Below are 20,938 nucleotides of genomic sequence, written 5' to 3'. Positions count from 1 at the left end.
CTGCTGCAGTGCAAAACCGTTTCAGCCTAGTCCCAAACCCGCGGATATGGCAATCGTAATGCTGCCAGCCCTTTGGCCACGATGCCGTGAACCGGAAAGTGTAGCCTTCAGCGAAAAAATTTCGTTTTGCTTTCTTTTCACATTCGTTTTGCTCGCGTATCTGTTGCTTCGGGATGCAACAGGCGGGAGGAATGCATGAGCGGTTATGTCTTGGCGATCGATCAGGGAACGACGTCGACGCGGGCTATCGTTTTCGACGGCAAGATGAAGGTTGCCGGCGTCGGACAGAAGGAATTCACCCAGTATTATCCGAAGCCCGGCTGGGTGGAGCACGATCCGGAAGAAATCTGGTCCTCCGTCCTCGTCACCGTCCGCAAGGCGATCGAGGCTGCCGGCATCACCGCCAAGGATATTGCCGCACTTGGCATCACCAATCAGCGCGAGACCGTCGTCGTATGGGAGCGCGAGACCGGCAAGCCAATCCATAATGCCATCGTGTGGCAGGATCGCCGCACGGCGGGTTATTGCGAAAAGCTCAAGCGCCAGGACCTAGAAAAGCTATTCACTCGCCGCACGGGCCTGCTGCTCGACCCTTATTTCTCCGGCACCAAACTGTCCTGGCTGCTCTCCAACGTGAAGGGCGCGCGTGCCCGCGCCGCCAAGGGCGAGCTTTGCTTCGGCACCGTCGATACTTTCCTGATCTGGCGTCTGACTGGCGGCAGGAGCTTCGTCACCGACGCCACCAATGCCTCGCGGACGCTGATGTATAATATCGGCGCGAACGAATGGGACGAGGAGCTGCTGGATATCCTGCGTGTTCCCGCTGCCATGCTGCCTGAAGTGAAGGATTGTGCCGCTGATTTCGGCGTCACGGAGGCCACGCATTTCGGGGCTGCAATCCCAATCCTCGGCGTTGCCGGCGATCAGCAGGCGGCGACGATCGGCCAGGCTTGCTTCGAACGCGGCATGATGAAATCCACCTATGGCACCGGCTGCTTCGCGTTGCTCAACACCGGCGCGGACATGGTGCGCTCGAAGAATCGCCTTTTGACCACCATCGCCTATCGGCTGAATGGCGAGACGACCTATGCCCTCGAAGGCTCGATCTTCATTGCTGGCGCTGCGGTACAGTGGCTGCGCGATGGGCTGAAGGCCATCCAGCGCGCTTCGGATTCCGGCGAACTGGCGGCCAAAGCCGATCCGCTGCAGGAGGTCTATCTGGTGCCGGCCTTTACCGGCCTCGGCGCACCGCATTGGGACCCGGATGCGCGCGGCGCGATCTTCGGGCTGACGCGCAATACCGGACCTGAGGAAATCGTCCGAGCGGCGCTGGAGGCCGTCTGCTATCAGTCGCGCGATCTCCTGGATGCCATGCATAGGGATTGGCGCAACGGCAACGGGGAAGGGACAGTATTGCGCGTCGACGGGGGCATGGTCGCCTCCGACTGGACCATGCAGCGGCTTGCCGATCTGCTGGACGCACCGGTCGATCGCCCGACGATCCTCGAGACGACCGCGCTGGGCGCCGCCTGGCTTGCTGGCAGCCGCGCCGGCGTCTGGCCGGATCGCGCCGGTTTCGCCAAGGCCTGGGCACGCGACAAGCGCTTCGAGCCTGATATGGACGCCAAGACCCGAAATGCGAAGCTCAAAGGCTGGAAGAACGCGGTCTCGCGCACCTTGAGTACACGGTAGAGGTGATCGGTACTCATCGACTGCTCACCCCAGGTTATGCCGTGTAAGATTTCTTTATTTTGCTTATATAAGTGCGCGCAGCGATACTCGTCTTGTTCGTGGCTCGGGGAAGATTGCGGGCCACGTTTCGCCGGACCGCGCCTTTTAAGGGCGGACGCCTTCTCGAGAGACGATAAAGCGAATAATGGCTGCTCAATTTTCTGAACTGAAAAAACATTACTATCGGCAGATCAAATATCATCTGACCCGGCCGAAGCCGCCGATGCTCGCCGAGCGGTTCGATGGGCCTGTTCTGGTGGTCGGCTCGGCGCCGGTTTCGAACAAGCCGGTGGATTTCGATGAAAGCTTCAAGGTTATCACCATCAACGGTTCGCAGATGGTGACGAAGGCCTGGGGGATCGAGGCGCCCGACGTGACGCTCGTCCAGTTCAACCAGATCGAAGGCACGAACACCAATGCCGTCGAGGTGCGCCGCGTTTTGAACGGCGAACGGACCAAGATGCTCTACGTCCTGCTCTGGCGGAAGGAGCGCGAGCGGCTGGAAGAGGGGTTGCGGAAGTTCAATTACAGCTACGACAAGCTGGAGATCGTCGATCGCTACAAGCGCATGGCGCTGCTCGACCGCGTCGGCGGGGTGAAATGCAGCGAGCTCGGTGCGGACGACAAATGCTCGAACGGTATAAATGCCGTGCTCTTCGCGATCTATAACGGCGCGACCGAAGTCATCATCACCGGCATCAATCCCGATTCCGGCGGGCACGTCTATAATCAGGAAAATCTGGCGCGGCTGCATGTGCGCAAGGACCGAGAGGTTCTCGAGCGGCTTCTCGAGCGCGGCTATCCGGTATTTACAAGCGACCCAGCCGTGTCGCAATCGATCGGTCTACCTTTATGGAAGGGCAAAACGGGGGCCGGCCGGACGGTGGAAGCCGATGCCCAGGGCAAGCGGCCGGCACCGCTAACGGCTGCGGCCGTCATCAATTCTTGAGATAAGGGCTCGCCAACGGTCAATCTGCGGCTGACGTTGGTCGTGATTCCGTGCCAAGATCGCAGCTTAGAATCACTCGATTGCGCAGAGGTCAGTCCAATGCTGATGCCGCCGCCACTACGGCCGGGCGACAAGGTGCGCTTTGTCTCGCCCGCAAGTTCGCCCGACAGAGATATGGTTCTGAGGCATGCCGAAATCCTGAAAGGCTGGGGGCTGAACGTCGATTTCGGCGAACATGCCTTTAGCAAGTGGAGTTATCTTGCCGGTACCGATGAGGAGCGGCTGGCGGATCTCAACGCTGCATTTCGCGATCCCAAAGTTCGGGCGATCTTCACCACGCGTGGCGGCAAAGGATCATACCGCATTGCTGATCAAGTAGATTTTGCTGCAGTTCGACGTGATCCGAAGTTCGTTATCGGCTTCAGCGACATCACAGCATTGCATTTGAGCCTGCTGAAACATTGTCATCAGGTCGGCATTCACGGGCATTTTCCATGGGGCCGAATGAAGATGGTGTCAGTTCCTATACGCATGACGCGTTGCGTCAGGCATTGATGACAACCGAGGATGTCGTCATCGCCGCGCGCCCGGAAGAGCCGACATCGCGATTGACGACAAGCGGAACGGCCGAGGGTCGGCTGATTGGCGGCAATCTCGATATGGTGGCGGCGTCGGCCGGCTGGGCGTTGCCGGATATGCACGGTGCCATCCTGCTGCTTGAGGCCATCGGTCTGTACCCCGGCCAGGTGGACCGGCAGATGACCATGCTGCGAAAGGCGGGGCATCTGTACGGCCTGCTGGGGGTCGCAATCGGCCAGTTTACTAACTTCGAGTTCGATCGCTCTTATTCGGTGATCGATATTCTGCGCGAACATCTGGCCGAACTGAAGGTGCCGATCCTTGGCGGCTTGCCGCTCGGGCACGGCGATCGCCCGGCAAGCGCTTTTATCGGAGCCATTGCGGAGCTTGATGCCAAGGCCGGTATCCTGGCGATCCGGTGCGGAAACACCTGACGCCCTCTTCCATATTTTTTTGACGTAGCCTGTCGGTGCAGGTGATATTCCTTCGTCTTTAAAGGGAGAAGGGAATCTCAATGCTTTACGCGATCCTATGCTACAACGACGAAGACACCGTGTTTGCCTGGTCTAAGGAACAGGAAGACGCGACAATGGCACGGTTGATTGCCGTGCAGGAGCCGCTGGCAAAGGCTGGCAAGCTGGGGCCCGTGGCACGGCTGATGCCGACGACGGCAGCAACGACCCTGCGCAAGGGCAAGAACGAGCCGATCGTGATCGACGGTCCCTTTGCAGAAACGAAGGAGCAGTTGCTCGGTTTCTACGTGGTCGATTTCGAAACCCTCGACGAAGCCATCGGTTTTTCGAAGGAGCTTGCCGCGGCCAATCCCGGCGTCGGCTCCTATGAAATCCGTCCGCTTTACGTCTTTCGGCCGGGAGCTGTTGCAACATGACCGACATTGCCTGGATCGATATCGCGCTTACCAATGCCCGGCCACAGGTGATGGGCGCGCTCTTGCGCTATTTCCGCAATCTCGATACCGCCGAGGAGGCCTTTCAGGAGGCCTGCCTCAGGGCCTTGAAGACCTGGCCCGATAAGGGACCGCCGCGCGATCCCGTCGCCTGGCTGATTTTCGTCGGCCGCAATAGCGGTATCGATACCGTGCGAAAGAAGGCCAAATTGCAGAGCCTGCCGGATGAGGAGGCGATCTCCGATACGAGTGATGTGGAGAGCGATCTGGCCGAGCGGCTCGATGGCTCGGGATATCGCGACGATATTCTCCGGCTGCTGTTCATCTGCTGCCATCCGGATCTGCCGGCAACGCAACAGATCGCGTTGGCGTTGCGCATCGTTTCCGGCCTTTCGGTGCAGCAGATTGCCCGCGCCTTCCTCGTCAGCGAAAGCGCGATGGAGCAGCGCATTACAAGGGCTAAGGCGCGCGTCGCCGCAGCAGGTGTTCCCTTTGAGACGCCGGGCGCGGTGGAGCGGAGCGAAAGGCTGACGCTCGTCAGCGCCATGATCTACCTCATCTACAACGAAGGCTATTCGGCCGGCGGAACGCATCGCGAGGCGGCCGCCTTCGCCGACGAGGCGATCCGGCTTGGCCGGCTGCTGTTGCGGATCTTTCCCTCCGAGCCGGAAACCATGGCGCTGCTGGCGCTGATGCTCCTGCAGCAATCGCGCAAGGCGGCGCGGTTCGATGCCAATGGACAGATCGTCCTTCTGGAAGATCAGGATCGTTTGCTCTGGGATCGCACGTCAATTGATGAGGCGCTGGCCCTCCTCGACAAGGCGATCCGCCATCGCCGGCCCGGCCCCTATCAGGTTCAGGCGGCAATCGCAGCGCTGCATTCCCGGGCAAAGCGGGCTGAGGATACGGACTGGGAAGAGATCGACCTTCTCTACCAGATGCTGGAGCGGCTGACGCCTTCTCCCGTCGTCACGCTCAATCGGTCGGTTGCGCTCTCGAAGCTCAATGGGCCGGAGGCCGCTCTGACGCTGATCGCGACGCTGGAAGCACAGCTCGACAGCTATTTCTACTTTCATGGCGTCAGGGGTGGCCTGCTTGCACAACTGGGCCGTTCGCAGGAGGCACGCGTCGCCTTCGACAGGGCGATCGCGCTCGCCCGTTCTCCCGCTGAAGCAGCTCATATTCGTTATCAGCTCGATCGTCTGAGCGCGGATGCTCTTGCGGCTGCAAAATAATCAAAAAATTTACGTCTGTGCTGTCGGCAAACGGCAGTCTCGAACGTCATTAAGGTATAGGCCGAACAGGCCGCGTCAAACAGCAGGGAGAAACAAGACATGACTGAGCAGCCCCAGCGCCACGAGCTTTCCCTGACCCGCGTCATCGATGCGCCGCGCGAGAAGATTTTCCGTTGTTGGACCGAAGTGGAGCTTCTGAAGCAATGGTTCGCGCCGCTGCCATGGACAGTGTCGGCCGCCAGCGTCGACGTTCGAGCCGGGGGCTCAAGCTCGATTACCATGCGCAGCCCCGAGGGGGAGGATTATCCGGGCAACGGCGTTTATCTGGAAGTCGTTCCGAATGAGCGGATCGTCTTCACCGACGCCTTCGCCAGCGCCTGGGTGCCGTCGGCCAAGCCTTTCATGGTGGTGACGATCCAACTCGACGATCTCGGTGGCGGCAAGACCCGTTACACCGCGACTGTCCTGCATTGGTCGGCTGAAGATCGCGAAGCGCATGAGAAGATGGGCTTCCATCAGGGATGGGGCCAGTGCGCCGAGCAGCTCGCGGCACTGGCAGCCAGAATCTGAATTTCTGATTCAATTCCGGGGGATACGACAATGTCTTATGCAGTCGATTCATCTTTGCCTTCGGTCACGCGGGCTCAGCGCGTGGCGGGCACGATCCTTAGCGGACTGGTCATTGCCTTCCTGCTGTTCGATGGCGTGATCAAGCTCGTTCCGCTGCCGGTGGTGACGGAGACGATGGCGGGGCTTGGTTATTCGGCCGATCCGGCGCTCGCCCGGCTGCTTGGCGTCATCACGCTCGGTTGCGCCATCCTCTATGCGATCCCGAGAACGTCGGTCCTCGGCGCAATCCTGCTGACAGGTCTGCTCGGTGGGGCGATTGCGACGCATCTGAGGGTCGGCAGTCCGATCTTCTCGCATCTGCTGTTCGGCGTTTATCTCGGCATGATCGCCTGGGGCGGACTTTATCTTCGCTATGAAGCGGTTCGGAAAATGATTCCGCTCTTTCAGCGAAGCTTTTGATTTCGGATTCGATTTGCTAAGGCTCGCTCCCGAACAAGGACGGAGCGAACCATGCCGCAAGTGATCATCGCGCCTGTCAGGCAATCGGATGCGGACGAGCTGATCGCCGCCAATATCGCCAGCCGCGCCCATCATGTGCCCTGGGCCTATCCGTTCCTCGATCGCGACGGTTTCGACGCATGGTTCGGCCAGACGGTGACAGGCCCGAATATAGGCCTCGTAGCGCGCGATCCGGGCTCCGGCGGGATTGTCGGTGTCGTCAATATCAGCCAGATGGTGTGGGGCGGCTTCCGCAGCGCCTTTCTCGGCTATCATGGCATGGTCGGATTTGCTGGCCAGGGCTTCATGACCGAGGCCGTTCGGCTGGCGGTCGCCCACGCCTTCGACGCGGTCGGCCTGCATCGGCTGGAGGCCAATATCCAACCGGGCAATCATCTCTCGATCGCGCTGGTCAAGCGGCTGGGTTTCCGCAAGGAAGGGTTCTCGCCGAAATATCTGAAGATCGGCGGCGTCTGGTGCGACCACGAGCGCTGGGCATTGCTGTCGGACGATCCGCGCTCCTGAGCTCTTTCGGAATCGGAAAGTCGCGCTATCTGGCAGAAAGCCTGAGAACACCTCAGAAAAACGTTGACTGCCGGGAGGGAAGGGGCGAAAGCCACCTTGAGCCTCTCGCCGAACCGCTGCTGAGAGAGCGGGAGTGCCGGAAGCCGTAGATGATCGTTTCGACCGAAGAAGAACTGACCAAGCTCAAGGATATCGGGCGCATCTGCGCCAACGCGCTGCAGGCCATGGCCTCGGCCCTGGAGCCGGGCATCACCACGCTGGAGCTGGACGTTATCGGCCGCAAGGTGCTGGAGGATGCCGGCGCGCAATCGGCGCCGGAACTGGTCTACAAGTTCCCCGGCGCGACCTGCATCAGCGTCAACGAGGAAGTAGCGCATGGCATTCCGGGTCCACGCGTGATCAAGGCGGGGGATCTGGTCAATCTCGATGTATCGGCCGAGAAGGACGGCTTCTTCTCCGATACCGGCGCATCCTTTACCGTGCCGCCGGTCAAGCCGAAGATCGAGCGCTTGTGCCGCGACGGCAAGCGGGCACTCTGGGTCGGCCTCAATCAGGTGAAAAGCGGTGCGCCGCTTGCGAAGATCGGGCAGGCTGTCGGAGCCTTCGCGCAGAAAAACCGCTACACGCTGATCGCCAATCTCGCCAGCCATGGCATTGGCCGCTCCCTGCACGAGGAGCCCGCGGAGGTTTCCACCTGGGCGGACCCTTCTGAGAGCCGGATCATTGAGGATGGGCTTGTCTTTACCGTCGAACCGTTTCTTTCACTCGGCGCGATCTGGGCAGAGGGCGGCGATGATGCCTGGACGCTCTACGCCGATCCGCAGGCGCCCACGGTTCAGTACGAGCACACGATCATTGCCACCCGCAACGGACCTGTCATTCTGACATTGTCGGACAAGTGAGGTCCCGACTTAGTCGTCGGCCTGTGTCTTGTCTTCGTTTTTCGTTTCGCCGCGGATAATGTCAGCGGCGGCGCGCTCGAGGATTGCCGCGATGCGAGCGCCTTCGGCCTTGCTCCAGGGGAACTTTGAGCGAAGCGCGGAACGCAGCAGGTGGCGAGCGCGATGAACGTCGCCGCTGCCATGGCGATCGAACGGATTGTCGCGACCGTCCTCATCCCCCCCGTCGAAGACCTCGCGAACGCGGGCCATTTTCTCGCCGATGGCGGTGAGCTTGGCGAGGGTCACCTCGACCAGATCACGATTGTCGTCGACACGCTTCTGGCCGCTTTCGGTGATACGGTAAAGCTTCTTCGTGCCGCTGACCTCGACTTCGGCCTGGCCCGTCTCCTCGAGATAGGTCAGCGCCGGATAGATGACGCCGGGGCTCGGAACATAGAAGCCGCCGGAACGCTCCTCGAAGATCTTGATCAGTTCATAACCATGGCGGGGCTGCTCGGAGAGCAAAGCAAGGATGATGAGCTGCAGGTCGGCCGCATCGAACTTGCGGCCGGTGCGAAACCCGCCGCCGAACATGCCGCCCTTGAAGCCTCTCATGAAGTCTCTCCTATGCTCGCCGCGTGATTCACGGCCTCGGCCATGTCGTAGGATATATGCCTCGACGATGTCAAAGCCATCTCCGAACATGCGATCTCTGAAACCTCTCATATCGTTTCTCCTTGTGAAGTGTGAGAGTTTATATCGTTAGTCATGTCGTAAGATATATATCGTAAGATAGTATTCTGCAAGAGGCGGTTTGCGGATGAGATGGGCTGGAGGAGAAAGTGTGACCATATGGGGGAAGGAGTTCATCCCATGGGTGAAATTTCGTTGCTGAACAACTGCATCACGATCATGGGATAAGCGATTACATCTACGTAAGAATAGGCTTCTGGCGGTTGCCGCTCCCGGCGAACTGTCCTAGGCTCGCCTCAAATTCACGCCATTGCGGTCGTTCGAACCAACAGGAAGCCTAACCGTCGTGTTTCATTCTTTCTTCCCTCAGCCGAAACTCTTCTTCACTTCGATGGTGGTCTGGACGCTACTCTGCATCGCGGCCTGGTATTCCGTCGTCTCCGACCTGGGAACGCATCTGGGTTTCATCATGCCGCCGGAGGGGCAGCAGCCTTACGACCTGAGCTATTTCCTGTTGTGGGGGAACCTCTGGTTCTATGCTTTTTTCTTTCTCTGCATCGTTCTTTTCTGCGGGACGTGGCACCTTCGCGCCCGGGAAAATCCGTGGAAGCTCTGGTCGATATGGGGCTCTGCCTTTATCATTTTCGTCACCTTCTTCGGCGTGCAGATTTCGGTGGTAATCAACAATTGGCGCCGGCCGTTTGGGGATACGCTGCAGAACGCCTTGGCGAAGCAAGCGAATGTAACGGTCGGGGATTTCTATGGCCTGATGCTGACTTTCGTGCAGATCGTCTTTCTCAGCATGTTTGTCTCGATCCTGACGGACTTCTTCACCAGCCACTATATTTTCCGGTGGCGGACGGCGATGAACAATTTCTATATGTCGAAATGGGAGAAGCTGCGCCATATCGAAGGGGCGTCCCAGCGTGTTCAGGAAGACACCATGCGCTTTTCCACCGTGCTGGAGGGCCTGGGCATCAGCCTGATCAACTCGGTCATGACGCTGATCGTATTCCTGCCGATCCTGTTAGCGCTTTCGACCTATGTCACGGAACTCCCTATCATCGGCAAGATTCCGCATTCGCTCTTCTGGCTGGCGCTGTTCTGGTCTGTTTTTGGCACGGTGTTGCTGGCAGTCGCCGGTATCAAGCTGCCCGGCCTAAACTTCAAGAACCAGCGTGTCGAAGCAGCTTACCGCAAAGAACTTGTTTACGGCGAGGATCATGAGGATCGTGCGCAGCCGGCAACCGTCAACGAGCTTTTCGCGAATGTGAGACGGAACTACTACCGCATCTACTTCCACTATCTTTATTTCAACGTTGCCCGCTATTTCTACCTTCAGGCCGACGTCCTGTTCGTTACCTTCATGCTGGTTCCGACCATCGTGGCTGGCGTGATCACCTATGGTATATTTCAGCAGATATCGACAGCCTTCGGCCAAGTCAGCAACTCGTTCCAGTATCTCGTCAATTCCTGGACGACGATCATCGAACTCCTGTCGATCCATAAGCGTCTCAAGACCTTTGAGGCAGCGATCGATGACGAGCCGCTTCCGTCGATCGATCAGCGCTACCTGGAGCGCGAAGCAGGTGTCGTTCACGCGGATGGTTGACGACAAAAGGTTGTGACCTTTTCATTGGTCAAAATATCCGGGCCATCCTCGCCCTTCGGCAAGCTCAGGGTGAGGATGGTGCAGGTTGCCGCGTGAAGCCAGTTTAATAGCAGTCTTGCGCAGAGGGAGCTCTCATGGTGAGGAGACCCGAAGGACCGTCTCGAACCACGAGGGCGAATGGCGTATGGCGATACCTTCCCTTCCAATCTCGAAAATCGAGCACGCTCCGCCCGACCGCTCAGCCCTGCTGTAGCTTGCCGCGTGCTGCGATCAGCGGAATTGCCTCGGAATAGCTGACGCAGGCGACATCCTGTTTGTGGCAGACATCGCTGACGAAACGGTCGAGGGCGCGCCAATAGGCGCCGTCATTCATTTCGACGAAATGGAAGCCTAGCTGCAGCGGAATGCGCTCGCCGTCATATTGCTTGTTGAAGGCGGCTTCGAAGGCATCGAAGGTGCGGTCCTCATAGGTCTTGGCATTGGCCTTGTCCTCGACGCCCTTTGAATGGCGGACATAGAGATTGTAGTCCATGCCGATGACCGGGCGCTGCTGGGGGCCTTCTGGGATCAATGGCAGCCCGAAGCGATAGATGCCGTCGATCACCTGCGGCAGGGCAGGGCCTTTGGTGACCAGGCTTGCATCATACTGAAAGCCCATCTCTTTTTCCGCCGGCACGAGACCGTCGCTGGTGGAAAGATAGGGTGCGCGAAATCCCTTGACGTCATTCGTGGCGAAGTCTTTCCAGCCCTGGGGCTCCTTGTCGGCGAGGCCGACATTCTTCCAGGCGTCGCGAAGCGCAATGCGGGCATTCATGAACTCCTGTTTCCAGTCGGAGGCACTCCAGCCCTTGCCGTCGAAATGGCCGCAGGCGTGACTTGAGATGTCGTGACCTTCCTGGTGTGCACCCCAGATGTTGGCGATGCGCGTGCGCACATCGTCCTCGCTCTTGGCAAAGCCGACATTCGATTTACCCGGGCGTTGCTTCGGCCCCTGATAGGCTTTTGCCTGTGCCTTGTTCATGAGGAATGTGCAGGAGAGAAAATAGGTGAAATGTGCGCCGTTGCGCGAGGCGATCTCGCGGCTCCTGGTCCAAAGCGCATTGTCGTGAGCGCCATCGAAGGAGATCATGACCAGTTGCTTGGGCTTGCCATCGGCCAGGGCGGCTGCGGGCAGCCCCAAGGAAATGGCGAGGGAGAGACAGGTAGCTAGGCGAAACATGGGCACCGGACACTAATTGGATCGAGCACGGCTTACAAGGGATCATCCGGCGATATCGGATGGCGCGCTCAGGGTCGCTTCCTTCCTTTCGCGCAAATGCGGCGAAGCTGCGGTGATGCTGGCATTTTTTTACGGCAGCCGATAAGGATGTGACTACAAGACCATAAAGGATTTCATCCATGGCATTGCTCATTCTCGGCATTGTTCTTTTTCTCGGCCTCCATCTGATCCGCGTCGTGACACCCGGCTTGCGAACGTCATTGATTGCCAGCCTTGGCGAAGGCGGATGGAAGGGCGCCTATTCGATCGCGAGCGTCATAGCTCTGGTCGTCCTGATTTACGGCTTCGGTCAGGCGCGCGACATGACGCCGGTCTGGTCGCCGCCGTTCTGGATGAGCCACATCACCATCCTGCTGATGCTGTTCGCTCTCATCTGTCTTGTCGCCTCGCTGCTGCCGGCGGGGCATATCGCGGTCAGGACCAAGCATCCGATGGTGCTTTCGGTGAAGATCTGGGCGCTGGCGCATCTTCTCTCCAATGGCGACGGTGCTGCCATATTGCTCTTTGCTGCCTTCCTCGCCTGGGGCGTGATCCTGCGTATTTCGTTCAAACGGCGCGAGCGGGCCGGCGAAATCACCGTGCGCCCCTTCGTCTCGGCGAAATACGATCTCTATGCTGTTGTCATCGGTGTGGTCGCCTGGGCCTTGATCATTTGGAAGCTTCATGCGTGGATTATCGGGGTTTCGCCGCTCGTTATATGACGATTTCCACCATTCCCCCTTACATAAGCCGCAAAATGGAGTAGAAGGCCCCACTAGAGCCGGATGATTTTAGGTCCGATAGACCTAAAATCTGAATCCGCTCTAGCATCATGGAATTAGAGCATGATGTCGTCCGAAAACCGCTCACAATTTTCGGCATCATGCTCTAACCCCTAAGCTTGTTGGAACTATTTGGCCTGGGCCGGAGACGAGAATGGCATTCAATGACGATAGCTTCATCCGTGAGGTGAACGAGGAACTGCGCTCGGACCAGTTACGGTTCATATGGCGCCGTTTCGGCAAGCTCATCATCGGTGCTGCGGTGCTCGTCGTTCTCGGTACCGCAGCCTACAGCGGCTATCGCTATTGGGCCGGCAATCAGGCTGGCAGCGGCGGGGATCAGTTCATTGCCGCGCTGACGCTGGCCGATCAGAACAAGACGGATGAGGCGCTCGCCGCATTCGCCGCCATCGAAAAGAACGGCCCTGGTTCCTATCCGGTGCTGGCGCGCCTGCGCGCCGCGACACTGCAAGTGCAGAAGGGTGACAAGGCCGCGGCCATCGCCACCTTCTCGGCGATCGGCAAGCAGACGGACCTTCCCGTCGTTATCCGCGATGCGGCGCGCCTGCGGGCTGCCTATCTGCTCGTCGATACCGGCACCTATGACCAGGTCGCCGCCGAAGCGCAGGAACTTGCCGTCCCGGCTGATGCCTTCCGGCATTCGGCGCGCGACGTTCTCGGCCTTGCTGCCTATAAGGCCGGCGATTTCGCCAAGGCCCGGCAGTGGTTCCAGGCAATCGTCGACGATCCGCAGAGCCCGCGCAACGTTGCCAACCGTGCCCAGATGCTGCTCGATCTCATCACTGCATCCGGCAAGGCTCCGGTCGCAAAAGGCTGAAGGATCGCCCAATGAGTTTTACGGTCGCGATCGTCGGTCGCCCGAATGTCGGCAAGTCCACGCTGTTCAACCGTCTGGTTGGCAAGAAACTGGCGCTCGTCGACGATACGCCGGGTGTCACGCGTGACCGCCGCCCGGGTGAAGCCAAGCTGATCGATCTCCGCTTTCGCATCGTCGATACCGCCGGTCTCGAAGAAGCTGGCGAGGAGACGCTGGAGGGCCGCATGCGCGTCCAGACGGAAGCGGCGATCGATGAAGCCGATCTGACGCTCTTTGTTGTCGATGCCAAGATGGGCCTGACGCATGTCGACAAGACCTTGGCCGAAATGCTGCGCAAGCGCGGCCGGCCCGTCGTGCTCGTCGCCAATAAATCCGAAGCGCGCGGCTCGGACAGCGGCTTCTACGATGCCTATACGTTGGGCCTTGGGGAGCCTTGCCCGATCTCGGCCGAACACGGCCAGGGCATGATGGATCTGCGCGACGCCATCGTCGAGGCCATCGGCCCCGAACGCGCCTTCCCGGAGGACGAAGACGAGGCGGAGACGAATGTCAGTATTCCGCGCTCGGAAGTCGGCGAAGATGGCGAGGAGATCGACGAAGAACCGGCCTATGACGACACGCGCCCGTTGCGCGTTGCGATCGTCGGCCGCCCGAATGCCGGCAAGTCGACGCTCATCAACCGCTTTCTCGGCGAAGACCGGCTGCTGACCGGCCCGGAAGCAGGCATTACCCGCGATTCCATCTCCGTCGACTGGAGTTGGCGCGGTCGTACCGTGAAGATGTTCGATACCGCCGGTATGCGCCGCAAGGCGAAGGTCATCGAGAAGCTGGAGAAGCTTTCCGTCGCCGACACGCTGCGCGCGATCCGCTTCGCTGAAACCGTCGTCATCGTCTTCGACGCGACCATTCCCTTCGAGAAGCAGGATCTGCAGATCGTCGATCTCGTGATCCGCGAGGGGCGCGCCGCCGTGCTCGCCTTCAACAAGTGGGACATGATCGAGGATCGTCAGGCCGTGCTTGCCGATCTGCGCGAAAAGACCGACCGGCTGTTGCCGCAGGCACGCGGCATTCGCGCCATTCCGATTGCCGGCCAGACGGGCGAGGGGCTTGACCGCCTCATGCAGGCAATCGTCGATACCGACAAGGTCTGGAACAAGCGCGTCTCGACCGCGCGCCTCAACCGCTGGCTCGAGACGCAGCAGGTTCAGCATCCGCCACCGGCCGTTTCCGGCCGCCGCATCAAGCTGAAATACATGACGCAGGTGAAGGCGCGGCCTCCGGCCTTCATGATCTCGTGTACTCGCTCGGATGCTCTGCCTGAGTCCTATGTGCGTTATCTGATCAACGGTCTGCGCGCAGATTTCGCAATGCCCGGCGTACCGATCCGCATCCATTTCCGCACGTCGGAAAATCCTTACGAAAACAAGAAGAAGCGAACCTGAAGCACCTTACCCGACCGGATGGTCGGGGAGGGTACATCCGGTCAGGCCGCGTTCCTGCTGAGCGCCTGGCGCAAAGCGATGATTTCACTCTTCAAGCGTGTCAATTCGTCGGGTGTTTGCTCCGTGGCATCGAGAATGCAAGGGGGAACAGTTGCCGCCTTCTTCTTCAGCGCCTTGCCTTCGCCGGTCAGCTGAATCAACACTTGGCGCTCGTCTTCCTTGCTGCGAATGCGCTTGATAAAGCCGGCTGCCTCCAGACGCTTCAACAGCGGCGTCAGCGTGCTTGATTCCAGGAACAGCTTTTCACCGATGCCGCCGACGGTCTGTCCGTCTTCTTCCCATAACGTCACCATGACGAGATATTGCGGATAGGTGAGATTGAGCGCATCCAGCATGGGTTTATAGAGCCGGTTCATCGCATGGTTCGCCGAATAGAGCGCGAAGCAGATGAAGTTATCCAGCTTTAACAGGTCGTCAGTCATCTCAAGAACTCCCTGAGAGGTCTTATGTAGATCGTGCGATAAATAATTGTACACCCAAATTTATGCCCGAGCTATGGATTTCTTCTGCTTTAGGAAGTCAGCGCAGCGGACAATATCCCCATTGCTCTCGTGACGATCGCCGATGTCCTGGAAATTTGCTTTTCAAGAATGCGTTCTTCTGTGTGAGATACGGAAAGCAGGAACGGCGAGAGACATCGATAGGACTATGATCGCCGCCTTTCTCCAGGATCCGGCCACGCTGAGCCGACGATGAGGCTGGCGTAGCGGTCAGGGACATGATCGAGGACGTATAGCGCCCCGTTTGGACGGAACGCGCCCATCTTTCCCCATGGCAAAATTTATCCTTGTCAAACATAGGCTTAGATATCAATCTCGCGCCGGAACCGAGCTTCCGGCAGGACTTGTTATCTATGAGACGGCCTTTTGTCTCTGTTGCCAAGAAGGAAACCGACTTTGTTCTACTCCGCGATCGGGCAGGTTGAGAAGGTACAAGGAAATGAACGCGTGTCCGTCAAGAAGGGACAGGCGGGATGGGTGCTTTACGGCCCCTACGTCACCCTGTCCCCAGGACGTTATGTTGTCGAATTTCATATCGATGCTGACCCCTCCGCGCCATCGAAAGAGGTCTGTTGTTCTATCGATGTCACTGCAGGTTTTGGCGCCCGTCAATTGATACGAAGGGAGCTAACGGGCGCGGATATAGTGCGGTCTGGTAAGGGTGTGACCTTGCAGTTCGACGTACCGGAAGAGGATGTTTTCGAGTTCCGGATCGATTCAACTGGGGTTGGAGCATTCGCCGCTTATGCTCACCGGCCCCTGAAACGAATCGATCAAGAGAGCGGGCGCATGTCGGATGTCGTATTGCCTGACACTGCCAATCAATTCTTTAATACACATATCTATGATTTCAAGGTGCTCGAGAAAAATGGCTTCACTTTTCACGTCGGTGCGGAAGAGGTAATTGCCGAATTTTCAGGAACTCGGCTCTATGTCAACAATGCCGAAGATTTCCAGGTTCTGAGCGAAATTTTCATTCACAACGAATATAATTTCATCACCGGGCGCGACAAAATCATCATCGATATCGGCATGAATGCCGGTCTTGCCTCGCTCTTTTTGGCGAGAGACCCTTCGGTGCGGGAGATACATGCATTCGAGCCCTTCGCTCTCCCCCATGCGCGAGCACTGAAGAATTTCGCGCTAAATCCGAACGTGGCGGCCAAGATCAGGCCAAACCAATTTGGGCTTGGCGAGAGGGACGAGCAGATGGAGGTCATGGTCCGCTCAGATGCAACGATCGGCATCTCCGTAAGGGGAGCAGATTCTGGCAAGCCGGAAACGATCCATATCAAGGAGGCGGCTGGCGTCATCGCACCGCTTGCGGAGCGTGCGCGGAGAGCGGGCATGGATCTGGTCATCAAAATGGATTGCGAGGGATCCGAGTTCGGGATTTTCGAGACCCTGGCGAGACACGGCCTCTTCGGATCGATCAATGCCATGGTCATCGAATGGCACAAATGGTGGTCCAAGGACAAGAACCAGATGACGCTTATCGCACCGTTACTGAATGCGGGTTTCATCGTGCTGGACAAGACCCAGCTATCCAACCCGCATGCTGGCTTATGCTATGCTGTAAGAGCAGCGCGCTGATCCGCGAAGACACACGAACTGAGACGCGGTAAGCGAATTCCGGGTGGATCATCGGCCCGGAGTTCACTCCTTGTAGGCTTGTAATCGACCCCGATGATTGGCAATGCGGACATTGCCGATAAATTGCGTTGTTGCCGCTTCCCAGGAGTAATTGAGTGCCAAGGAGCGCGCTGCCTCGCGTGAGCATGAGAGCGCGGCGAGGCAGGCGGTGGCCAGGTCCGCATCCACGACGCCAGCCGCCCTGTTTCCTCCCAGAATGTCCGCGGGGCCGGTAACCGGGTAGGCGGCGACCGGAACGCCGCTCGCCAATGCTTCCAGAATGGCGTTGCCGAAAGTGTCGGTCTTGGACGGGAAGACGAACACGTCCGCCTGCGAATAGGCATGCGCCAATTCCTCACCGAATTTCGCTCCCAGAAAATGGACATCCGGATAGAGTGTCTGCAACTCCGCCCGCGCGGGGCCATCGCCGACCACTACTTTCGATCCGGGCAGGTCGAGGTCGAGGAAAGCGGGCAGGTTCTTTTCCAGCGCCACGCGACCTACAGTCATGAAAATCGGACGAGGCAGGTCGAAGGGTGCGTCGTCCTGGGCCTGCGGTCGAAACAGTGAGGAGTCGATGCCACGGCTCCAGGGCAGCAGGTTGCGAATGCCGCGTATCTTGAGTTCGTTTGCGAGACTTGGTGTCGCCACCATGCAGCCATAGCCCGCATTGTGAAACCATTTGACGAAGGCGTAGAGCCAGCTTTCCGGTATCGGCAGGCGCGCCGCGACATATTCGGGAAAGCGGGTGTGATAGCTCGTGGAAAAAGGCATGCAATTTCTCAGGCACCAGCGCCTTGCGGTAAGCCCGAGGGGACCTTCAGTGGCAATGTGGACATAAGTCGGCCGGAGCGCCTCTATTCTCGCGGCAATCTTGCGATAGCTGGCAATCGAAAGCCGGATCTCTGGGTAGGTCGGGCAGGGGATGTTGCGAAAGCCGTCCGGCGTGATCATCGAAACCTCGATGCCCATGCGCGTCAGTTCGCGGTTGGTGTTCTCGATGGAGCGAACGACACCGTTGACCTGCGGATGCCAGGCATCGCTGACGATAAGTAGCCGTTCAGGTACTGCGACAGGTGTCGCCGCCTGCGCCCAGGTGGTTTGATCGATGTCTGACAAGCGTTGCAACATGCCCAAAACAGTCCATCCGCACCGCATCCTCATGACGACGGTGCCAGCGATTGCGGTGTTTCAAACATGATTCCCGCGCCCACTCTATTGTGGGGGGTGTCCATGATGGAAATATTACAGCGTCTAGCGGATGGATTTCAGCTTCTCGGGCGAGACGAGCGCACCGTATTCCTGAATGACCCTAGCAGCGATCTTGGCTGCGAAGCCGGCGGCGGTAATTGCATTTTTGTGCTGCAGATAGTGCGCCAGAAATGCACCGTTGAAACTGTCGCCGGCGCTGGTTGTGTCGATAACCTTGACGACCTTGACCGCCGGCACGAGTGTCTCCTGAACGCCGTCGCCAATGGTCGCGCCATCAGGGCCATTCTTGACGATGACCATCACTGCTCCATATTGCCGATAGCGGCGGATCGTGGCGGTAATCGAATCGTCACTGAAATGCGCGGCTTCATCATCGAAGCTCGGCATGACGAGCGTCGCTGCACGCGCTCCCTCGGCGATCATCGTATGCATCGCGTCCAGGCTGGACCAGAGGCGAGGGCGCAGATTGGGATCGAAGGCGACCAGCTTGCCGGCGGCTTTGGCACGGCGCAGCTCTGCGAGCAAGGTGAAGGCATCTTCGCGCGACAGGATCGCGAGTGTAATGCCCGAAAAATAAAGGACGTCGGAGGCCTCGATTGCGGCACGTAACGCATCGCCGTCGGTCGCAAGCTGGCGGGCGGCAGAGCTGTCTCGCCAATAGCTGAAGGAGCGTTCGCCGTCCTTCAGATTGATCATGTAGAGGCCGGGCGTCTTGCCGCGAAGGCGGCGGATGCTCTGCGTGCCGATGCCGGCCCTGCCCATGAAGGCGATCATCTCGTCGGACATGGCATCGTCGCCGAGCGCGGTGAAGTAATCGATCGCCCAGTCCTCAGGCAGGCAGGCTCGGGCATACCAGGCGGTGTTGAAGGTGTCGCCGGCAAAGCCTTTGCGCAGGTGTCCGTCATCGGCCTGCGACAGTTCCACCATGCATTCGCCGATCGATAGAAAACGCCCACCCAAGACTGCCTCCTGCATTTGCCTTGGTGCTGCATACGCGGAAGCGGCGGCTGGGGCAAGCTGGACGGCGGCAGCCGCCGTCCACTGTTGCTGGCGCTGCTTTACGGCCGGTCCATGTGATAGCAAGCCGCCGTCTGGCCTGGGCGCACGTGCTCGGTCGGTGGCATCTTCGTGCGGCAGATATCCGTCGCCTTCCAGCAGCGGGGTGAGAAGACGCAGCCCGGCGGCGGATTGAGCGGCGAGGGCGGATCGCCCTGCAAGCGGATGCGCTCGCGGCCACGTGCAAGCTTCGGATCGGGGATCGGCGCGGCAGAGAACAGCGCCTGCGTATAGGGATGCGCCGGATGGTCGAAGACCGTCGCAGCCTCGCCCGCTTCCACCACCTTGCCGAGATAGAGCACCAGCACGTCGTCCGAGATCAGGCGGACGACCGAGAGGTCGTGGCTGATGAAGATCAAGGTGAGGCCGAACTCCTTGCGCAGGCGGCGCAGGAGCGTGATGACCTGTCCCTGGATCGAGACATCCAGCGCTGAGACCGGCTCATCGCAGATGATGAGCTTCGGCCGGGTGATGACGGCGCGGGCAATGCCGATGCGCTGCGCCTGGCCGCCCGAGAATTCGTGCGGGTAGCGGTTGATCATCTCAGGCACCAGGCCGACTGCCGCCATGATCTCGCGTACGCGATCCTGCCGCTGCGCGCGGCTCAGTTTCGGTTCGAAGACGGTCAGCGGCTCCGCGATGATGTCGCCGACGGTCATGCGTGGGTCGAGCGAGGCGATCGGGTCCTGGAAGATGATCTGCATGTCGCGCCGCGCGGCGCGCATCTCCTCTTCGGTGAGATCGAGCAGGTTACCGCCCTGCCAGAGAATGCGGCCCTTCTGGGCCTTGATCAGCCGCAGGATGGAGCGGCCGAGCGTGGACTTGCCGCAGCCGGACTCGCCGACGATGCCGAGCGTGCGGCCGGTCTTCAGCTCGAAGCTGACATCGTTGACCGCGGTCAGGATCATCGGCGGCTTGAAGAGGGATTTCGAGGGTAGTTCAAATTCGGTCGTCAGATGCTCGACCTTCAGAAGCGTTTGCTCAGCCATGGACGAGGCTCCGTTCCTGATCAGCCGAAAGGGGGTGGAAGCAGGCCGCGCAACGGCGTGGCGCCAGCGGATCGAGCGGCGGGGCCGCGTCCAGACAGTCGTCCTGTACATGGGCGCAGCGCGGCGAGAAGGAGCAGCCGCGCGGCAGATGCATCAGGTTCGGCGGTCGTCCGGGGATGACGGTGAGATCGTCGACATCCTGGTCCGGCCTCGGGATCGCCGAGTGAAGCGCCGCCGTATAGGGGTGGGCCGGGCTTTCGAACAGCTCCTCCACCGGCGCTTCTTCGACGATGCGGCCGGCATACATGACGGCAACGCGGTCGGCGAGGCCGGCGACGACACCGAGGTCATGGGTGATCATGATGAGCGCCGTATGCATTTCCGCCGTCAGCTCATTGAAGAGATCGAGGATCTGCGCCTGGATCGTCACGTCGAGTGCCGTCGTCGGCTCATCGGCGATGAGGAGCTTCGGTTTGGTCAGCAGCGCCATGGCGATGACGATGCGCTGGCGCATGCCGCCCGAAAGCTCATGCGGATAGAGGTTGAAGCGGCGTGTCGGATCAGGGATGCCGACCCGTTTCAGCATATCGAGCGCCGCTGCCGAAGCTGCGCGCGCTGTCAGGCCGCCATGGACTTCCAGCTGCTCCGTCAGCTGCCGCGAGATGCGCAGCGACGGGTTAAGCGCGGTCATCGGGTCCTGGAAGACCATGGCCATGTCCTTGCCGCGCACATGGTCGAGCTCGCGCGGCTTCAGGGTCAGCAGATCCTTGCCGTCGAGCAGCGCCTGGCCGCTAGTGCGGCCGTTCTTGGCGAGCAGGCCCATCAGGCCGAGGAAGGTCTGGCTCTTGCCGGAGCCAGACTCGCCGACGACGGCGATACGTTCGCCGCGGCCGATCTTGAGGTTCATCTTCGACACCGCGGCCACTTCGCCTTCTGGCGTGCGGAAGGTGATCGAATAGTCTTTGAGTTCGAGAAGTGTTTCTGTCATG

General features: G+C 59.5%; 22 protein-coding genes. 15 read left to right on the top strand and 7 right to left on the bottom strand.

The genetic code is table 11. The features are described 5' to 3' along the window. Nucleotides 1-195 precede the first annotated feature (195 nt). The 10 genes from glpK to map all read left to right on the top strand — a co-directional run bounded on the left by glpK (nt 196) and on the right by map (nt 7,896). Nucleotides 196-1,692, top strand: coding sequence for a glycerol kinase GlpK (glpK, locus tag ACK83U_RS10385; RefSeq protein ID WP_112604732.1), 1,497 nt, complete (start codon nt 196-198; stop codon nt 1,690-1,692). Nucleotides 1,693-1,876: 184 nt separating this feature from the next. Beyond that, complete coding sequence (locus tag ACK83U_RS10380; protein ID WP_112604735.1) at nt 1,877-2,680, top strand: membrane-anchored protein; 804 nt, start codon at nt 1,877-1,879, stop codon at nt 2,678-2,680. Between the two features lie 99 nt (nt 2,681-2,779). After that, nucleotides 2,780-3,235: a S66 peptidase family protein gene (locus tag ACK83U_RS10375; protein WP_412474589.1), complete on the top strand. Its 456-nt coding sequence runs from the start codon at nt 2,780-2,782 to the stop codon at nt 3,233-3,235. Beyond that, the gene (locus tag ACK83U_RS10370) at nt 3,235-3,693 is read left to right on the top strand and encodes a hypothetical protein (RefSeq protein ID WP_412474588.1); all 459 of its coding nucleotides are present in this window, start codon (nt 3,235-3,237) and stop codon (nt 3,691-3,693) included. The genes ACK83U_RS10375 and ACK83U_RS10370 overlap by 1 nt, the downstream gene beginning before the upstream one ends. 80 nt (nt 3,694-3,773) lie before the next feature. Then, nucleotides 3,774-4,148, top strand: coding sequence for a YciI family protein (locus ACK83U_RS10365; RefSeq protein ID WP_015340707.1), 375 nt, complete (start codon nt 3,774-3,776; stop codon nt 4,146-4,148). Continuing rightward, a complete protein-coding gene (locus tag ACK83U_RS10360; protein WP_112604740.1) occupies nt 4,145-5,401 on the top strand; it encodes an RNA polymerase sigma factor in 1,257 nt (418 codons plus the stop codon). Before ACK83U_RS10365 ends, ACK83U_RS10360 begins: the two co-directional genes overlap by 4 nt. Nucleotides 5,402-5,500: 99 nt before the next feature. Further along, the gene (locus ACK83U_RS10355; RefSeq protein ID WP_112334248.1) at nt 5,501-5,971 is read left to right on the top strand and encodes an SRPBCC family protein; all 471 of its coding nucleotides are present in this window, start codon (nt 5,501-5,503) and stop codon (nt 5,969-5,971) included. Nucleotides 5,972-6,001: 30 nt separating this feature from the next. After that, a complete protein-coding gene (locus ACK83U_RS10350; RefSeq protein ID WP_112604746.1) occupies nt 6,002-6,430 on the top strand; it encodes a DoxX family protein in 429 nt (142 codons plus the stop codon). Nucleotides 6,431-6,481: 51 nt separating this feature from the next. Further along, nucleotides 6,482-6,994, top strand: coding sequence for a GNAT family N-acetyltransferase (locus tag ACK83U_RS10345; protein WP_112604749.1), 513 nt, complete (start codon nt 6,482-6,484; stop codon nt 6,992-6,994). A gap of 149 nt (nt 6,995-7,143) precedes the next feature. Continuing rightward, the gene (map, locus tag ACK83U_RS10340; protein WP_112604752.1) at nt 7,144-7,896 is read left to right on the top strand and encodes a type I methionyl aminopeptidase; all 753 of its coding nucleotides are present in this window, start codon (nt 7,144-7,146) and stop codon (nt 7,894-7,896) included. A 9-nt stretch (nt 7,897-7,905) separates the two neighbouring features. Here map and ACK83U_RS10335 read toward each other — a convergent pair whose 3' ends face one another. After that, nucleotides 7,906-8,490: a PadR family transcriptional regulator gene (locus ACK83U_RS10335; RefSeq protein WP_112399137.1), complete on the bottom strand. Its 585-nt coding sequence runs from the start codon at nt 8,488-8,490 to the stop codon at nt 7,906-7,908. A 424-nt stretch (nt 8,491-8,914) separates the two neighbouring features. On the opposite strand from ACK83U_RS10335, the gene sbmA reads away from it, so the two are divergent. Continuing rightward, a complete protein-coding gene (gene sbmA, locus ACK83U_RS10330) occupies nt 8,915-10,180 on the top strand; it encodes a peptide antibiotic transporter SbmA (protein WP_112334253.1) in 1,266 nt (421 codons plus the stop codon). A 238-nt stretch (nt 10,181-10,418) separates the two neighbouring features. On the opposite strand, the gene ACK83U_RS10325 is transcribed toward sbmA, so the two are convergent. Further along, complete coding sequence (locus ACK83U_RS10325; RefSeq protein WP_112604755.1) at nt 10,419-11,399, bottom strand: polysaccharide deacetylase family protein; 981 nt, start codon at nt 11,397-11,399, stop codon at nt 10,419-10,421. A 179-nt stretch (nt 11,400-11,578) separates the two neighbouring features. Between ACK83U_RS10325 and ACK83U_RS10320 the strand changes: the two genes are divergently transcribed. The 3 genes from ACK83U_RS10320 to der all read left to right on the top strand — a co-directional run bounded on the left by ACK83U_RS10320 (nt 11,579) and on the right by der (nt 14,500). Continuing rightward, a complete protein-coding gene (locus ACK83U_RS10320; protein WP_112413571.1) occupies nt 11,579-12,160 on the top strand; it encodes an NnrU family protein in 582 nt (193 codons plus the stop codon). 214 nt (nt 12,161-12,374) lie between these two features. Beyond that, entirely contained in the window at nt 12,375-13,058 is a 684-nt protein-coding gene (locus ACK83U_RS10315) for a tetratricopeptide repeat protein (RefSeq protein WP_112334256.1), read from the top strand. Between the two features lie 11 nt (nt 13,059-13,069). Next, entirely contained in the window at nt 13,070-14,500 is a 1,431-nt protein-coding gene (der, locus tag ACK83U_RS10310) for a ribosome biogenesis GTPase Der (protein ID WP_112604757.1), read from the top strand. Nucleotides 14,501-14,541: 41 nt separating this feature from the next. On the opposite strand, the gene ACK83U_RS10305 is transcribed toward der, so the two are convergent. Then, the gene (locus tag ACK83U_RS10305; RefSeq protein ID WP_112604760.1) at nt 14,542-14,982 is read right to left on the bottom strand and encodes a MarR family winged helix-turn-helix transcriptional regulator; all 441 of its coding nucleotides are present in this window, start codon (nt 14,980-14,982) and stop codon (nt 14,542-14,544) included. Nucleotides 14,983-15,507: 525 nt separating this feature from the next. On the opposite strand from ACK83U_RS10305, the gene ACK83U_RS10300 reads away from it, so the two are divergent. Next, nucleotides 15,508-16,653, top strand: a complete 1,146-nt coding sequence (locus ACK83U_RS10300; protein WP_412474587.1) for an FkbM family methyltransferase — start codon at nt 15,508-15,510, stop codon at nt 16,651-16,653. 63 nt (nt 16,654-16,716) lie between these two features. Here the strand turns inward: ACK83U_RS10300 and ACK83U_RS10295 are convergent, their stop codons facing one another. The 4 genes from ACK83U_RS10295 to ACK83U_RS10280 all read right to left on the bottom strand — a co-directional run bounded on the left by ACK83U_RS10295 (nt 16,717) and on the right by ACK83U_RS10280 (nt 20,937). Next, complete coding sequence (locus ACK83U_RS10295) at nt 16,717-17,823, bottom strand: glycosyltransferase family 4 protein (protein WP_112604766.1); 1,107 nt, start codon at nt 17,821-17,823, stop codon at nt 16,717-16,719. 123 nt (nt 17,824-17,946) lie between these two features. Further along, nucleotides 17,947-18,864 (bottom strand): sugar kinase, encoded by a 918-nt coding sequence (locus ACK83U_RS10290; protein ID WP_112605608.1) that lies wholly within the window; start codon nt 18,862-18,864, stop codon nt 17,947-17,949. 98 nt (nt 18,865-18,962) lie between these two features. After that, the gene (locus tag ACK83U_RS10285; protein WP_112604769.1) at nt 18,963-19,949 is read right to left on the bottom strand and encodes an ABC transporter ATP-binding protein; all 987 of its coding nucleotides are present in this window, start codon (nt 19,947-19,949) and stop codon (nt 18,963-18,965) included. After that, nucleotides 19,942-20,937, bottom strand: coding sequence for an ABC transporter ATP-binding protein (locus ACK83U_RS10280; RefSeq protein ID WP_112604772.1), 996 nt, complete (start codon nt 20,935-20,937; stop codon nt 19,942-19,944). The genes ACK83U_RS10285 and ACK83U_RS10280 overlap by 8 nt, the downstream gene beginning before the upstream one ends. Between the last annotated feature and the right edge of the window lies 1 nt (nt 20,938).

The sequence above is a fragment of the Rhizobium sp. WW22 genome, assembly GCF_047041135.1.
Taxonomy (GTDB): Bacteria; Pseudomonadota; Alphaproteobacteria; order Rhizobiales; family Rhizobiaceae; genus Rhizobium.
This window is presented reverse-complemented; position numbering and strand designations above follow the sequence as displayed.

What these genes read in the sequence shown, in the direction of transcription:
- ACK83U_RS10370 (WP_412474588.1), top strand. Translation starts at nt 3,235, where the DNA reads ATGACAACCGAGGATGTCGTCATCGCCGCGCGCCCGGAAGAGCCGACA.
- ACK83U_RS10305 (WP_112604760.1), bottom strand. Translation starts at nt 14,982, where the DNA reads ATGACTGACGACCTGTTAAAGCTGGATAACTTCATCTGCTTCGCGCTC.
- ACK83U_RS10350 (WP_112604746.1), top strand. Translation starts at nt 6,002, where the DNA reads ATGTCTTATGCAGTCGATTCATCTTTGCCTTCGGTCACGCGGGCTCAG.
- map (WP_112604752.1), top strand. Translation starts at nt 7,144, where the DNA reads ATGATCGTTTCGACCGAAGAAGAACTGACCAAGCTCAAGGATATCGGG.
- ACK83U_RS10315 (WP_112334256.1), top strand. Translation starts at nt 12,375, where the DNA reads ATGGCATTCAATGACGATAGCTTCATCCGTGAGGTGAACGAGGAACTG.
- der (WP_112604757.1), top strand. Translation starts at nt 13,070, where the DNA reads ATGAGTTTTACGGTCGCGATCGTCGGTCGCCCGAATGTCGGCAAGTCC.
- ACK83U_RS10345 (WP_112604749.1), top strand. Translation starts at nt 6,482, where the DNA reads ATGCCGCAAGTGATCATCGCGCCTGTCAGGCAATCGGATGCGGACGAG.
- glpK (WP_112604732.1), top strand. Translation starts at nt 196, where the DNA reads ATGAGCGGTTATGTCTTGGCGATCGATCAGGGAACGACGTCGACGCGG.
- ACK83U_RS10320 (WP_112413571.1), top strand. Translation starts at nt 11,579, where the DNA reads ATGGCATTGCTCATTCTCGGCATTGTTCTTTTTCTCGGCCTCCATCTG.
- ACK83U_RS10375 (WP_412474589.1), top strand. Translation starts at nt 2,780, where the DNA reads ATGCTGATGCCGCCGCCACTACGGCCGGGCGACAAGGTGCGCTTTGTC.
- ACK83U_RS10285 (WP_112604769.1), bottom strand. Translation starts at nt 19,949, where the DNA reads ATGGCTGAGCAAACGCTTCTGAAGGTCGAGCATCTGACGACCGAATTT.
- ACK83U_RS10380 (WP_112604735.1), top strand. Translation starts at nt 1,877, where the DNA reads ATGGCTGCTCAATTTTCTGAACTGAAAAAACATTACTATCGGCAGATC.
- ACK83U_RS10280 (WP_112604772.1), bottom strand. Translation starts at nt 20,937, where the DNA reads ATGACAGAAACACTTCTCGAACTCAAAGACTATTCGATCACCTTCCGC.
- ACK83U_RS10325 (WP_112604755.1), bottom strand. Translation starts at nt 11,399, where the DNA reads ATGTTTCGCCTAGCTACCTGTCTCTCCCTCGCCATTTCCTTGGGGCTG.
- ACK83U_RS10335 (WP_112399137.1), bottom strand. Translation starts at nt 8,490, where the DNA reads ATGAGAGGCTTCAAGGGCGGCATGTTCGGCGGCGGGTTTCGCACCGGC.
- ACK83U_RS10295 (WP_112604766.1), bottom strand. Translation starts at nt 17,823, where the DNA reads ATGTTGCAACGCTTGTCAGACATCGATCAAACCACCTGGGCGCAGGCG.
- ACK83U_RS10355 (WP_112334248.1), top strand. Translation starts at nt 5,501, where the DNA reads ATGACTGAGCAGCCCCAGCGCCACGAGCTTTCCCTGACCCGCGTCATC.
- ACK83U_RS10360 (WP_112604740.1), top strand. Translation starts at nt 4,145, where the DNA reads ATGACCGACATTGCCTGGATCGATATCGCGCTTACCAATGCCCGGCCA.
- ACK83U_RS10365 (WP_015340707.1), top strand. Translation starts at nt 3,774, where the DNA reads ATGCTTTACGCGATCCTATGCTACAACGACGAAGACACCGTGTTTGCC.